The sequence below is a fragment of the Gramella sp. MT6 genome, assembly GCF_019357415.1.
Classification (GTDB): Bacteria; Bacteroidota; Bacteroidia; order Flavobacteriales; family Flavobacteriaceae; genus Christiangramia.
Window position 1 is genome coordinate 1,324,007 of sequence record NZ_CP048410.1, and the last position, 15,062, is coordinate 1,339,068.

The 15,062-nt window shown below is 39.9% G+C and carries 9 protein-coding genes; 3 read left to right on the forward strand and 6 right to left on the reverse strand.

What is annotated here, in order from left to right; genetic code table 11:
* Positions 1–18: 18 nt before the first annotated feature.
* Both G3I01_RS06055 and aspS read right to left on the reverse strand, forming a co-directional pair.
* Positions 19–1,809 carry a chloride channel protein gene (locus G3I01_RS06055; protein WP_219552028.1) on the reverse strand — a complete coding sequence of 597 codons (1,791 nt, stop codon included), beginning with the start codon at positions 1,807–1,809 and terminating at the stop codon, positions 19–21.
* A 56-nt stretch (positions 1,810–1,865) separates the two neighbouring features.
* Complete coding sequence (gene aspS, locus G3I01_RS06060; protein WP_219552029.1) at positions 1,866–3,614, reverse strand: aspartate--tRNA ligase; 1,749 nt, start codon at positions 3,612–3,614, stop codon at positions 1,866–1,868.
* Between the two features lie 230 nt (positions 3,615–3,844).
* Here aspS and G3I01_RS06065 point away from each other — a divergent pair, with 230 nt between their 5' ends.
* Entirely contained in the window at positions 3,845–4,210 is a 366-nt protein-coding gene (locus G3I01_RS06065; protein ID WP_219552032.1) for a nicotinic acid mononucleotide adenyltransferase, read from the forward strand.
* A 55-nt stretch (positions 4,211–4,265) separates the two neighbouring features.
* On the opposite strand, the gene G3I01_RS06070 is transcribed toward G3I01_RS06065, so the two are convergent.
* Genes G3I01_RS06070 through G3I01_RS06085 form a run of 4 tightly spaced genes read right to left on the reverse strand, consistent with a single transcriptional unit; the run spans position 4,266 to position 10,956 of the window.
* Entirely contained in the window at positions 4,266–7,727 is a 3,462-nt protein-coding gene (locus G3I01_RS06070; protein WP_219552033.1) for an efflux RND transporter permease subunit, read from the reverse strand.
* Positions 7,728–7,732: 5 nt separating this feature from the next.
* Positions 7,733–8,902: an efflux RND transporter periplasmic adaptor subunit gene (locus G3I01_RS06075; RefSeq protein WP_219552034.1), complete on the reverse strand. Its 1,170-nt coding sequence runs from the start codon at positions 8,900–8,902 to the stop codon at positions 7,733–7,735.
* Between the two features lie 22 nt (positions 8,903–8,924).
* Positions 8,925–10,364: a TolC family protein gene (locus tag G3I01_RS06080; protein ID WP_219552035.1), complete on the reverse strand. Its 1,440-nt coding sequence runs from the start codon at positions 10,362–10,364 to the stop codon at positions 8,925–8,927.
* A complete protein-coding gene (locus tag G3I01_RS06085) occupies positions 10,354–10,956 on the reverse strand; it encodes a TetR/AcrR family transcriptional regulator (RefSeq protein WP_219552036.1) in 603 nt (200 codons plus the stop codon). The genes G3I01_RS06080 and G3I01_RS06085 overlap by 11 nt, the downstream gene beginning before the upstream one ends.
* 139 nt (positions 10,957–11,095) lie before the next feature.
* Here G3I01_RS06085 and G3I01_RS06090 point away from each other — a divergent pair, with 139 nt between their 5' ends.
* Together G3I01_RS06090 and G3I01_RS06095 are read left to right on the forward strand one after the other, a co-directional pair.
* Positions 11,096–12,070: a polyprenyl synthetase family protein gene (locus G3I01_RS06090; protein WP_219552037.1), complete on the forward strand. Its 975-nt coding sequence runs from the start codon at positions 11,096–11,098 to the stop codon at positions 12,068–12,070.
* Between the two features lie 167 nt (positions 12,071–12,237).
* A complete protein-coding gene (locus tag G3I01_RS06095) occupies positions 12,238–15,018 on the forward strand; it encodes a 2-oxoglutarate dehydrogenase E1 component (RefSeq protein ID WP_219552039.1) in 2,781 nt (926 codons plus the stop codon).
* Positions 15,019–15,062: the final 44 nt, after the last annotated feature.

Sequence of the window (15,062 nt, forward strand, 5' to 3'; positions counted from 1 at the left end):
AATAATAGATTTTAACCTCTATACTGTTACCTCTATTAATTTCTGCCTGTAGGCTGTAAGCATTTTAGATTTGGAAATAAATCCAACATATTTTCCTTCTTTAACTACCGGAAGGTTCCAGGCATTACTTTCCTGGAATTTCTTCATGATCATTTTCATTCTGTCGGTTTCAATATCTATAATTTCAGGTGCCTGCTGCATGATATCCTGCACTTTTACCTCGTCATAAAGCTTTTCGTTGAACATGATAGAACGTATATCGTCCAATAGGATGATACCCATGAAATTACGATTTTCATCGATCACAGGAAAAATATTACGGGAGGATTTTACCACACCTTTGTGGATAACGTCTCCAAGATTCATATCTATCTCCAATGGAATAAAATTCTTTTCTATGACCCTGCTTATATTCATTAAGGTAAGAACAGTTTGATCTTTATCGTGGGTAAGGAGATCGCCTCTTTGGGCCAGTTCCATCGTATAAACAGAATGCGGCTGGAATTTACTGGTGATCATATACGAAATGGCAGCGGTGATCATAAGCGGTATAAAAAGTTCATAACCATGTGTCAATTCTGCGATAAGGAAAATTGCCGTTAATGGAGCATGCAACACCCCAGCCATAAGTCCGGCCATTCCTACCAGGGTAAAATTACTAACTGAAATTTGATGTTTGAATATTCCAATGTTATTGATGAACAGCGCAAAGCAATGTCCCATAGCGCTTCCCATAAACATTACCGGAGCAAAAATACCACCCACTCCGCCGGCACTTATGGTAAGGGTTGTAGCAAAAATCTTAAAAATTACAAGACCCATTAACAAAATGATCACTACCCAGATATTTTCTAGGTAGGCATTAAATAGATTTGTGCCCAGTGCCTCCAGGTAATTTTCCTGAAGCAGGTTGTTTACAACGCTATATCCCTCCCCGTATAAAGGCGGAATAAAATAGATGATCAGGCCTAAAAGAAGTCCGCAGGAAATGAGTCTTATAATGCCAGACCTAATGTGTGCCATTAGTTTCATGAGCCAGAAGTGTACCCTTGTAAAATATATAGAACAAGCTGCTGCAAGAATACCAAGTAGGATATAATAGGGGACTTCAGAAATTGTAAAGGCATCTTCTAATTGGAAAGGCAGGATAATTTCACTTCCGTAGAAAAAATAGGAAGTAAGAACCGCCGAAACCGAAGCGATTAATAAAGGTAATAGTGAGGTCAAAGTAAGGTCTAGACTAAACACCTCGATAGCAAAGATGATCGCCGCAATGGGAGCATTAAATATAGATGACATTGCCCCGGCCGCGGCACAACCAATAAGCAGGGTGCGGCTGGTTTGGTTCAATAAGAATAACCGGGAAAGGTTGGAACCTATAGATGCTCCAGTGGCTACTGTGGGAGCCTCGAGTCCTACCGAGCCACCAAAACCTACGGTAATTGGTGCAGTTAGCAAGGATGCATACATCTGGAACCTCTTCATGATTCCTCGTTGCCTGGAAATGGCATATAAAGTGGCAGGAATTCCCTGTCGAACTTTTTTTCGAATAACAAATTTGAAGATAAGATATACCAATAACAGCCCGATCACCGGGAATACAAAATAAAAGGCATTATGATAGGTGATAAAGGTGTCTCCCTTTAATAGGATCTGTATAAAATGAGTAAGGTTTTTGATGGTAACAGCGCAAATCCCGGCGATGAAACCAATAAGCGCACTAATGATCATAAGGAATTGCCTATGAGATAAGTTCCTGGATTTCCAGGTCAAAAACTTATGTAGCCACGACCTCCTTAATTTCGCCACTGTCTTTTAATTAGCTTATGAATATAAAAAATCCCGCAATACGCGGGATTATATTTTTATAATTTCAGTTGAAGATGTAATTCGTCAAGTTGATCATTGTCTAATTTCGCAGGAGCATCGATCATCACATCACGGCCCGCGTTATTTTTCGGGAAGGCGATGAAATCTCTAATACTTTCCTGGCCTCCAAGGATAGCTACCAGCCTGTCAAAACCAAAGGCGATTCCGCCATGAGGTGGTGCACCATACTGGAATGCATCCATCAAAAATCCAAATTGTTCCCTGGCTTCTTCAGGAGTGAATCCAAGATATTTGAACATTTGAGACTGGGTTTCCTTATCATGAATTCTAATAGATCCACCTCCAATTTCGTTACCGTTCAGCACAAGGTCATATGCGTTTGCTCGCACTTTTCCTGGTTCTGTTTCCAGAAGCGCGAAATCTTCTTTCTTTGGAGAAGTAAACGGGTGGTGCATTGCGTGGAATCTTTTGGTCTCTTCATCCCATTCCAGAAGTGGGAAATCCACGACCCATAATGGCGCAAATTCATCAGATTTTCTTAATCCAAGCTCATTTCCTAAATGCATCCTTAAGGCGCTAAGTTGCGTTCTTGTCTTTGCCGCATCTCCTGCCATAACCAGAATAAGGTCTCCCGATTTTGCGCCGGTAGCTTCTGCCCAGGCAGTAAGATCTTCCTGAGAATAGAACTTATCTACAGAAGATTTTAAAGTTCCGTCCTCATTATATTTCGCCCAAACCAGTCCGTTTGCACCGATCTGAGGTCTTTTAACCCATGAAATAAGATTATCGATCTCTTTTCTGGTGAAAGAAGCAGCTCCTGGAACGGCAATTCCAACCACTAATTCCTGCTGATCGAATACATTGAAGCCTTTATTCTTTGCCAGTTCATCAAGTTCAGCGAATTCCATCCCAAAACGAATATCTGGTTTGTCATTCCCATACTTTTTCATGGCCTCATCATAAGTCATTCTTGGGAATTCGGCTACGTCTACACCTTTGATCTCTTTAAGCAAATGCCTGGTGAGACCTTCGAAAATATTCAGGATATCTTCCTGTTCCACAAAGGCCATTTCGCAGTCTATCTGAGTAAATTCCGGCTGGCGATCTGCCCTAAGGTCTTCATCCCTGAAACACTTAACGATCTGGAAATATTTATCCATTCCACCAACCATCAATAACTGTTTGAAAGTTTGAGGTGATTGAGGCAGGGCATAGAACTGACCCTCATTCATTCTACTAGGTACTACAAAGTCACGGGCACCTTCAGGAGTGGATTTTATCAGGTAAGGAGTTTCAATTTCGATAAAGCCTTCGTTAGATAGATAATTCCTCACCTTCATTCCAACCTGGTGGCGGAACATCAACTTGTTCTTAACCGGATTACGTCGAATGTCCAGGTATCTGTATTTCATTCTAAGATCTTCGCCACCATCAGTTTCATCTTCGATGGTAAAAGGAGGGGTTTTAGAAGAATTGAGGATCTTGAAGTCTTCTACCAGGACTTCTATCTCGCCGGTGGCCATATTCGGGTTTTTAGCCTCTCTCTCGATCACGCTTCCTTCAACCTGGATAACGAACTCACGAGCCAGGTTTCCGGCCTTTTCCATAAGCTCTTTAGACGAGCGTTCCTCATCAAATATCAACTGAGTTAAACCGTAGCGATCACGAAGATCCACCCAGATCATAAAACCTTTATTTCTAACTTTTTGAACCCATCCAGAGAGAGTTACTTTGTTACCGATCTGTTGTGCGTTTAGTTCACCGCAGTTATGACTTCTGTACATTTTATCCTTCAAATTTAGAATGCGCACAAAAGTAAGAAGTTAAACACTTTTACTGAACCTTTCCTGCTTAAAAATTATTCGATTTTATTTCAATGTTACGCAATGTTAATTGTGTAATAGGTTGAAAATAAGTTAAAAACATCTCCAATGTTAACTTAATGTTACCTAAATATTGATTGTTTGTAAACTTTTGGTATATTTGTGAACTAAACGTTAATGGAAAAAGAGCTATGAAGACTATAAAGAACATATTTTTGGCAGCAGTATTCCTGGTAGGAGGTACGGCTTTAGCCCAGGATAAATCTCCTGAACCTACTTTTGAGAAAGAGGGAGATCTAATTAAAGGAACGTTTTATTATGAAGATGGAAGTGTTAGACAGGAAGGTACGTACAAGGACGGCAGACTCCACGGAAAATGGATTTCTTACGACCAAAATGGTGAGAAGGCAGCCATCGCGCATTACGAAAATGGTAAAAAAGACGGGAAATGGTTTTTCTGGTCTGAAGATAAACTTACTGAAGTGGACTATCAAAATAGCGTAATTGCAAACGTGAACAGCTGGAAAAATGAAAGTTCATTGGTTAGCAATCAATAAAGAGAAATTAATATTTCAATAAAAAACCCGAAGCATCGCTTCGGGTTTTTTGTTATCAGGCCTTTTTTAATTGCCGTTCTTTTCGTTTGTCTGCAAATCTCACCTTGGCCCTGTTCACCAGGTAGAACATAACCGGTACAACTACCAAGGTAAGGAAGGTGGCGAATACAAGTCCGAAGATTACTGTCCAGGCAAGTGGTCCCCAGAAGATCACGTTGTCACCTCCAATATATATTCCGGGATCATAATCTGTAATTAATCCGAAGAAATCTATATTCAGACCTACCGCTAACGGGATCAAACCAAGAACCGTGGTGATGGCGGTAAGCAATACTGGTCTTAACCTTGATTTACCCCCTCTAACAATAACATCGAAGTATTGAACCCTTGTTAGTAATTCATCTTCATCAAGATCGAGTTCCTTTTTCTTACGGTCTATTAATATCTGGGTATAATCTATTAGAACGATCGCATTGTTAACTACAATACCTGCAAGCGAAATAATTCCCATCATCGTCATAATAATGATGAAATCCATCTGGAAGATTATTAATCCAAGGAATACGCCCACCAAACTCAGAACTACCGCCATTAAAATAATAATAGGCTTGGAGATAGAGTTGAACTGAGCCACCAGGATCAATAGAATTCCACCAAGTGCAATGAGAAGTGCCTTTAAAAGGAAATTCATGTTTTCTGCCTGCTCTTCCTGCTCTCCGGTGAACTCCAGGCTAATATCTTCTGGCATTTCATAATTCTTAAGAGCGGTTTTCAATTGATCTACTATCTGGTTACCGTTGTAACCTTGTAGCACGTTAGAGTAGACAGTAATTACCCTTTTAAGATCCTTTCGTTTTATGGAGCTAAAAGAAGAAGCAACCTCGGTCTCTACTAAAGAGGAGATCGGGATCTGCCTTGTTTGCCCAGAGTTTTGATCTTTAAAGGTGATTGGCTGATTGAAAAGCGCATTTTCATTATATCTGAATTCTTCATTAAAACGAACATTTACTTCGTAATCATCATCACCTTCTTTATAAGTTGAAACTTCTTCACCGTAGATAGCTCGTCTCAAAGTTTGTCCAACCTGAGAGGTTGAAACTCCAAGCTGTCCGGCTTTTCTTCGGTCTACCCTTACATCCAGTTCAGGTTTAGATTTATTTACGTCAATTTTAAGTTCCTCGATCCCAGGAATGCTTAAATCCTGGATATAAGACCTAAGGTTTTCAGCTTCGGCGAGCATGGTCTCATAATCTTCACCTTTCAATTCAATATTAATAGGATAACCTGCCGGAGGTCCCGCGGCATCTTTTTCTACCTGGATCGAAGCGCCTGGGAATTCATTAACAGCATCGCGAACTTCAGCAAGAACCTGTGAACTTTCTACTCCACGACGTTCCTTAAATTCACGCATCACAATAGTAACTTTACCTTTGTGAGGCATTTCATTTTGCTGCCCACCATCTGTCTGAGGGTTTCCGGCACCTTCACCTACCTGGGAAATAACAGATTCCACCATAAAGTTATAGCCATCCTCATCTTCATACTTTTCAACTACGTCAAAGATCTGTTCCTCTACTTTTTTGGTAAGTTCATTGGTCTTCTCGATATCGGTACCTTCAGGATATTCAATATAAGTTATAACCTGCTTGGGTTGGTTTTCCGGAAAGAATAAAACGTCTGGTTGCACAAGTCCAATCAGAACAAAAGAAAGAAATAGTAAAAGCAGGGTTCCAAAGAAGAAACCATAGGCTTTTCTTCCTCTTAAGGCGAACTTTAAAAATCTTTCATAATTGCTTTCCAGTTTTTTAAGCGATTTAAACTGAAAATATTTGACCGCCCCAGAAAGAACATATTTATAGAACCACATTAATATTGCCCCCAAAAGGAATAAATTACCTACTGCTCTTAAAGCTCCAACGTTTACCAGGTAACCAGACACCAGTAATACGACGCCGATTATAGCCATTACGATACTAATCCTGATCAACCTCTTTTTGGAAATTCTTCCTTCTTCAGTTTTCATGAACTGTGAGGTTAGCATAGAGTTAATGATCAATGCTACAAACAATGAAGAACCGAGGACTATGGATAGTGTAATAGGGAAGATCACCATGAATTTACCAATGGTTCCTGGCCATAATCCTAGTGGGAAAAATGCCATTAAAGTGGTCGCAGTAGAGGCAATGATAGGCCATGCGATCTCTCCGAGCCCCTGCTTTGCTGCCTTTTTTCTTGGCCAACCTTCATCCATTAGCGTGTAAACATTCTCCACAACCACGATCCCATTATCTACAAGCATTCCCAGACCCATAACCAGAGCGAAAAGCACCATGGTGTTCAGAGTATAACCCAGGCTGGAAAGGATGATATAGGAAAGGAACATGGATAACGGTATTGCCAATCCTACGAATAATGAGTTTCTAAAGCCCAGGAAGAACATTAATACCAGTACCACCAGGATCACACCAAAAATGATGTTGTTTACCAGGTCATTTACCTGGTTGCGGGTGTCGGTAGAAAGGTCATTGGTAAGACTTATTTCTAAAGACTCCGGAAGATATTCTTCCTGCTCGGTCTTGATGATCTCCTTGATCTCATCTACCGCCTCGATCATATTCTTTCCACTTCGCTTCTTAACATCGAGCATTACTACCGGCTCACCATATTCTCTCGCGTAAGTGGTAGCATCTTTTTCCTGAAAATTGACTTCCGCGATATCTTTGAGAAAGATATTCCCACCGTCACTTTTCACTACGACATTTCTTAACTCGGCCGGATCCTCGATCTCTCCAATGATCCTGATATTCTTCTGAACTCCGCTGGTGATAATATTTCCTCCGGAAATGGTCCTGTTTTCGGCACTTACCGCACTTATAATATCCTGAAAACTGACTTCTGAAGCGCTCATCTTATAAATATCAACGGCAATCTCCACCTCCATATCTTCGGCTCCACGAATACTGGCTTCCTTGATCTGCGGAAGTAATTCGATCTTCTCCTGAAGATATTCGGCATAATCCTTCAACTGCTGTACGGTATAATCTCCCGTAAGGTTGATATTCAGGATAGGTTGTTCTTCTGAAAGGTTGAGGTCAAAAACATTAGGTTCAACCTTAGCGCCATTATCCAGGGTAGGCCAGGTGGTTTCTGCTTTTACCAGGTCAACCTTATCCTTTATCTTTTGTTTTGCGACATCTACATTTACCTCTTCTTCAAATTCCACGATCACCAAGGAGTAATCCTGCAGGGTAGTGGAGCTGATTTCCTTTACACCCCCAACGTCGTTAAATTCTTCTTCCAGGGGTTCTGTAATAAATTTCTCCACATCTTCTGCCGAGTTACCAGGGTTGATGGAGCTTACATAAATCTTGGTCTCTATGATCTCTGGAAAAGATTCCCGGGGCATACTATAATAGGAGAGTAGACCGCCTATCATAATTATGGCGATGATGACATAAACCGTCATCTTGTTGTCTATCGCCCAGGAGGAGAGTTTGAATTCTTTATCTAATTTCATTCTGCTTATTTTCTGAATTTAACTTCCTGACCGTCGCGTATGTTTTTCGCTCCGTCGGTAATTAAGATTTGTCCGCTTTCCAGACCTTGTTTGATCTCAATGGAATCGTTATAAACCAGCCCGGTTTCTACGATCACTTTTTTTGCGGTACCAAAGTTCTTTTCGTTCTCTTGCTCCAGTACGTATACTATGCTTTCACCCTGGGCATTCTTCTGAATACTGCTTTCCGGGATCACAATAGCGTTTTCTGAAGTGTAATCGTTTAATTTGATCGTAGCGATCTGGTTTGGTTTAATAAGGTCGTTCTCGTTTGGCACGGCAACTTCGATCTTAAAAGTCCTGTTATTAGGATTGATATTATTCCCAACCTGGCTGATCTTTCCTTCAAATTCACGACCTACAGAACCAATATTTACTTTTACCTCAGTTCCTTTAGAAATCTTACTTAGATAATTCTCCGGCACATCGGCCTCAACATACATTTTATCAAGGCTTATAAGTCTGAAAAGTTGATTCTGGCCGGGGCTTACTACTTCACCCTGCTCGCTTATCACTTCATCTACCACTCCGCTGAAGGGAGCTCTAACTACCGTTTTGTCCAGTTGTGACTTTAATCTGTTAACTGAACTCTGTAAAGCCTCATAATTAGTCTTCGCTTCCAAGTATTGCATTTCTGAACCAATATTTTGTTCCCAAAGTCTTTCCTGTCTTTCGTAGGTAGTTTTGGCGAGTCTTTCCTGAGCTTCCAATTGTGCAAGTTCATTCTGAAGTCCTCCATCGTCGATACGTGCGAGCACCTGTCCTTTGGAAACTCTGTCTCCCTCATTTACACGAACATCGGTTAGAATTCCCGAAAACTCAGGGTAGATTATGATATTCTCATCTGTAGCGACATTACCCTGCACTTCAGCATAATGCTTGAAAAGAGTATCGGTAATGGTCTGTATGCTTACAAGATCCATCCTTCTATTCTTGTCGAGTCTTTTAATGGCTTCGTCAAGGCGATCTATCTGTTCGGCGATCTGAGCCTGTTCATTGCTGAGTTCAGACTTTTTGGCCCTTATCTGGCTAAGGTCTTCACTTTCCAGTACCTGGTCTATAGATTTGTTTTCTGCTTCTCCACCGCAGGAAATAAGGACCAGGGATAATCCAAATAGTATTATTAATTTTTTCATATTCTTCTGTATAAATGGGAGATTAGTTTTCATCGTTGTAACTTCTTGTATCCAGTAAATTTTCTAGTTCTGCTTTGGCGGTGATCACGTCTAGCATAGATTGTAGATATTCCTGCTGGGCGTTGTATAGCTGTCTTTGAGCTTCGGTAAGTTCAAAACTGCTGGCAATTCCTTCAAAGAACTTTATCTGGTTCTTATTTTCGATCCTTTCAGCCAGTTCAAGATTTCTTACCGCATTCTGATAATTTTCTATACTGAACTCATATTCGCTTTTAGCCATATTTATCTGGCGTTTCACATCATTTTCGGTTTGTTCAAGATCCAGTAAAGCCTGTTCATATTCGAGTTCTCTTTGCTGGGTTCTTGAACTTCTCATTCCGGAGCTGAAGATCGGGATGTTAAGACTCACTCCTAAAATGGACTGGCCGTAATATTCCTGGCTGCTATTTAGAAAAGTGAATCTATCTGCAAATCCCTGGTAACCATAATTCACGAAACCACTAAGGGTTGGCAGCGCCTTTGCTTTTTGAAGTTTTACCTGTATCTCTGCAGACTCTGCGGAATTCTTAGCAATTCGGTAATCGATATTTTCTTCTATAGGGATAGTTCTGTCAAGGATTGCCGGCTCATAATATTTCATGGCGAGACCATCAAGATCGTCGGTAAGGATTACCTGATCTTCAACCGGTATACCAAGGCTGAGGTTTAATAGCTCATAAGCAATAGCACGCATTCTTTCGCTTCTGCTAAGGTTATTTTTTAGCCTCAATAGAGTTATTTCCAGTTGCTCTACATCCTCCTGCTCTGCAAGACCATTTTCATAGATCTTCTGGGTATCGTCATAGTTCTTTTGAACCGTTGCTACGTTCTTCTCAAGTATATCAACGCTTTCTTCCGCCAGCAGCACGTTTCCATAAGCGCTTATGATAGATTTTTTAATTTCAAGGTCGGTCTTGGTTTTGGCATTCTTGGAGATCTGTAATAATGTTTTTACAGACTGGATTCCTACAATATAAGATCCGTCGAAGATCAACTGTCTCCAGGTCGCGGTAGCATTTACGCTTTGCTTAGTTCCAAATCTCACCGGGATAAAACCTTCCGGAGCATCTACCGGAGTGTCATTCCTTTCAGCATTATCAAAATAAGTTTCCACGATGTCTATAGTGCTTTCTGTATTATCAAAAGCAGCAGCAGGCAATAAAGTGACTGGTTGCTTCAGGAAATTCTGATAATCTACAGCACCGTCTATTTGAGGAAGTCCCTGCGCAATGATCTCCCATTTTTGTTTTAAGGCGATCTGTACATCCTTTTCTGCGATCTGAGATTGGTAATTGTTTTCGATTCCAAATTCTATAGCTTCCTCAATAGAGAAGCGGTAACTTTTTGAGCTTTCTTCCTGGGCAAACAATCCGGTGGATAGCAGAATGAAAAAGCTAAAAATCTTTAGGGATCTATTTCTCATTATTAATATATTCTTCTAGAGTTTTTATTCCTTTAGGGGTACAGATCGCACGAAGGTGATAATTCAAAAATTCTCCGGTTAGATCTTCTTCTGTAAACTGTTCTGTTGGGAACATTTCCTTGTCTTTCACACCCATCATTCCCACAAAATGGATACGGCATACAAAAGGCACATTAATCTGTTTGCGATAATATCCCTGTTGGATTCCGCGGGAAATATTATCTCCCACGCAATTTTCCAGTACCTGAAATTGTTCTTCAATAAGTTTGTCAAAAACTTTTGGGTAGTATTTCTTTAACTGAAAATGAGGGGAGGTTTTCTCACCTTTTAAATGCTGGTTCACGAATTGCTTGATCTCGAAATTCTCTATAACGGGGTTAAGGTTTCTTGATCTTATTTCGTCTATTCCTTCTGAAATAGTCTTAAGCAAATGCGAACCACTGGCCTGTACCAATTTATTCTTAGTAGAATAATGCGCGTAGATGGTCTTTTTAGATATCCCCATATTATCGGCGATATCGTCCATGGTTACACTTTTGAAACCATAATTGAGAAACATCTCGGTTGCGATATGCAATATTTTCTCCTGCACTTTAATATAAAATTTCGGCAAAAGTACATACGGAAACTTTAAAAACAATAAAAGTTTCCTAAGTTTTACCATTATTTAACATCTGCTTAAAATTTGAATTACTAGCATTTATGGTATTTTAGCGGAAAATTTTTTTTTCATGCTTGCCATTTCCCAGTATAGAGAAGCCGTAATAGACTATCTGCACGAAAAGATCAAAGTAAAAGAACCTGCTAATTTGTATGAACCTATGGTTTATATCCTTGAACAAGGAGGGAAACGTTTGCGTCCTGTTCTGGTTCTTATGGCGACAGAGATCTTCGACTGTAATTACAAAAAAGCTCTAGATGCGGCATTGGCAATTGAAGTTTTTCATAATTTTTCTCTAGTGCATGATGATATTATGGACGATGCTCCTATTAGAAGAGGGAAGGAGACCGTTCATGAAAAATGGGATGTCAATACCGGTATTCTGTCTGGCGATGCTATGCTCATTAATGCATATCAGCTTTTTGAAAATTACGAGGGAGAAACATTCAAGGAATTATCTTCATTATTTACAAAAACTGCCATTCAGGTATGTGAAGGTCAGCAATATGATATAGATTTTGAGACCAGGGATAATGTTAGTATCGATGATTATCTAAAGATGATCGAATATAAAACTGCTGTTCTGGTTGGTGCTTCCCTGCAAATGGGAGCGATCGTGGCAAAGACTTCGAAAGAGTGCAAGGAAGCTATCTATCAATATGGGCGATTGTTAGGAATTGCATTTCAGCTGCAGGATGATTACCTGGATGCTTTTGGAGATCCTGAAACTTTTGGAAAGCAACCCGGTGGAGATATTATTGAAAACAAAAAAACCTTCCTTTATCTAAAGACCCTGGAACTGGCAAATACAAGCGAAGCCTTACAACTGGAGCATTTATACACTATTTCTCCTGCAGAGAATTCTGGAAAAATAGAGGCGGTTAAAGCTCTTTTTGAAAGTAGTGGCGCTGCAGAACTTACCCGAAGGGAAATTGAAAATTATACCGATAAAGCCTTTAAGATCCTCGATAAAATTGAATTGCCAGAAGAGAAAAAAATTCCATTACGAAGCTTTGGCAAAATGTTAATGGAGCGTCAGGTTTAGTCTCTATCCTTACATACTAATTATCAGTTAACAATACCTTCATTTACAGATATTGTTAAAATTCCTATAATCCTATAGAGAATTATCATGATGCCTACAAGCTGTTTTTTTTAAAAATTGTATTTTTGCTATGTTTTCAAAACAAAAGAAACATTTGTTTCAATTCTATGGATAGATTTTCATTTCTAAATGCTGCTCATACTGCATATTTCGCAGAACTTTACGATCAATACTTAAAATATCCTGATAGTGTAGAGCCCAGTTGGAGGGCTTTTTTCCAGGGATTTGACTTTGGAATGCAACAAGATGGGGTTTCAGAAGAGGTATTAAGTGAAGCTCCTGTAGATTTTGCGGAAGGAGATATACCAGCACACGTAATAAAAGAATTTCAGGTAATACGCTTAATTGACGGTTATCGAACAAGAGGACATTTATTTACCAAAACCAACCCGGTAAGGGATCGTAGAAAATACACTCCTACGCTAGATATTTCCAATTTTGGTCTTGAAGAGAGTGATCTTGATACCAAATTTAATGCAGGAGATATTTTGGGGATTGGGCCTACATCTCTAAAGGAGATCATCAGGCATCTTGAAAAGATCTACTGTGAGTCTATCGGGATCGAGTATATGTATATTCGAAAACCTGAAGAGATAGAGTGGATTCAGAGTAAATTAAATGTCAATGAGAATCATCCTAAATTTGATGAAGCTCAAAAGAAACAGATCCTGAAGAAGCTTAATGAAGCAGTTTCCTTTGAATCTTTTCTTCATACTAAATATGTAGGTCAAAAACGATTCTCGCTGGAAGGTGGGGAAAGTTTGATTCCGGCTCTGGATGCACTTATAGAAAAAGCTGCTGAAATAGGAGTTGAAGAATTTGTAATGGGAATGGCCCACCGTGGACGATTAAATACCCTAACCAATATCTTCGGAAAGAATGCTAAAGATATCTTTAGTGAATTTGACGGGAAAGATTATGAACAGGATATCTTTGACGGGGATGTGAAGTATCACCTTGGATGGACTTCCTGCCGCACAACAGATACCGGAAAGGAAATAAACATCAATATCGCTCCTAACCCTTCCCACCTGGAAACTGTGGGAGCTGTGGTAGAAGGTATTGCGCGAGCCAAACAGGATAGACGATACGAAAGAGATAACTCTAAAGTATTACCTATTCTTGTTCACGGGGATGCCGCAATTGCCGGCCAGGGACTTGTTTATGAATTAGTACAAATGGCCCAGCTGGAAGGTTATGAAACCGGCGGGACTATACATATAGTGGTGAACAACCAGATTGGTTTCACTACAAATTATCTGGATGCAAGAAGTTCTACTTATTGCACAGATGTAGGAAAAGTAACTCTTTCTCCTGTACTTCACGTGAATGCAGATGATGCTGAAGCGGTAGTACACGCGATACTCTTCGCTCTTGATTTCAGAATGAAATTTAAAAGAGATGTTTTCATTGACCTTCTTGGTTATAGGAAGTATGGACATAATGAAGGAGATGAGCCTAGGTTTACCCAACCTAAATTATATAAAGCGATCTCAAAGCATGAAAATGCCCGCGATATTTATTTTGAGAAGCTAAAGAAAGAGGGTATAGCAGATGATGAATATCTGAAAAAACTTGAGGATACCTACAAGGCAGCATTAGAAGAAAAGCTGGAAGATTCCAGAAAGGAAGAAACCACGAGGATCACCCCTTTTATGCAAGATGAATGGGATGGCTTCCAGAACGTGCAGGAAGATGAGATGATGAAAGATGTGGATACCACATTCGATCTGGAAAAACTTGATAAAGTAGCTGAAGCGATTTCTCAATTACCGGAAGGTAAAAAGTTCATGAGAAAGATCCAGAAGATAATCGACGGCCGAAAGAAAATGTATTTCGAAGATAATAAGCTGGATTGGTCTATGGCCGAACATCTTGCTTATGGATCCTTGATGACTGAAGGATATAATGTAAGAATTAGTGGTCAGGATAGTGAGCGTGGTACGTTCTCTCACAGACATGCTGTTGTGAAAGTTGAAGACAGCGAAGAAGAGATCATTCTTCATAACAATATAAAAGACAGAGACGGAGATTTCTTTATATATAATTCCCTGCTTTCAGAATATGGGGTGGTAGGTTTTGACTATGGTTATGCTATGGCGAGCCCAACGACACTGGCAATTTGGGAAGCTCAGTTCGGAGATTTTGTGAACGGTGCCCAGATCATGATAGATCAGTATATCTCAGCTGCAGAGGATAAATGGAAATTACAAAATGGACTAGTGATGCTGCTACCTCATGGATATGAAGGTCAGGGAGCAGAACACTCTTCAGGTAGAATGGAGCGTTTCCTTCAGCTTTGTGCTAAGGATAATATGTATGTGGCAGATATTTCAACTCCAGCCAACATGTTCCATATCTTAAGAAGACAGATGAAGGCTGAATTCAGAAAACCTCTGATAATTTTCACGCCGAAGAGTCTTCTTCGTCACCCAAAAGTGATATCTACTAAAGAGGAGTTTGCCAATGGAAGTTTCCAACCTCTTTTAGATGACGCTGAAGCAGATGTGGAGAAGATAAAAACTCTTGTTTTCTGTACAGGTAAATTCTATTACGATCTGTTAAAGCATAGAGAAGATAATGAAAGAAATGATGTTGCTCTGGTAAGAATAGAACAATTATTCCCATTACCTAGCTCAAGCATGAGAGAGATAATGGATAAATATAAGAATGCTGATGATGTAGTATGGGCGCAGGAAGAACCTAGAAACATGGGGGCTTACAGTCACTTATTACTACATTTTGAAGAGTCGCGTAAATTTAGAGTATGCAGCCGTAAATTCTACGGATCCCCTGCTGCCGGTAGTTCAGTGCGTTTCAAGAAACGTCATGAGCGCGTGATCAACAGTGTTTTCGATAAGAATTTAAAAGAAGAAGAAAATAATTAAGAATCATTTTCCTGAGAATTCAGGAGACTAAATAGATAACAATC

Coding starts and splice junctions, on each gene's coding strand:
- G3I01_RS06095 (WP_219552039.1), top strand. CDS start 12,238: ATGGATAGATTTTCATTTCTAAATGCTGCTCATACTGCATATTTCGCA.
- G3I01_RS06070 (WP_219552033.1), bottom strand. CDS start 7,727: ATGAAATTAGATAAAGAATTCAAACTCTCCTCCTGGGCGATAGACAAC.
- G3I01_RS06080 (WP_219552035.1), bottom strand. CDS start 10,364: ATGAGAAATAGATCCCTAAAGATTTTTAGCTTTTTCATTCTGCTATCC.
- G3I01_RS06075 (WP_219552034.1), bottom strand. CDS start 8,902: ATGAAAAAATTAATAATACTATTTGGATTATCCCTGGTCCTTATTTCC.
- G3I01_RS06065 (WP_219552032.1), top strand. CDS start 3,845: ATGAAGACTATAAAGAACATATTTTTGGCAGCAGTATTCCTGGTAGGA.
- aspS (WP_219552029.1), bottom strand. CDS start 3,614: ATGTACAGAAGTCATAACTGCGGTGAACTAAACGCACAACAGATCGGT.
- G3I01_RS06090 (WP_219552037.1), top strand. CDS start 11,096: ATGCTTGCCATTTCCCAGTATAGAGAAGCCGTAATAGACTATCTGCAC.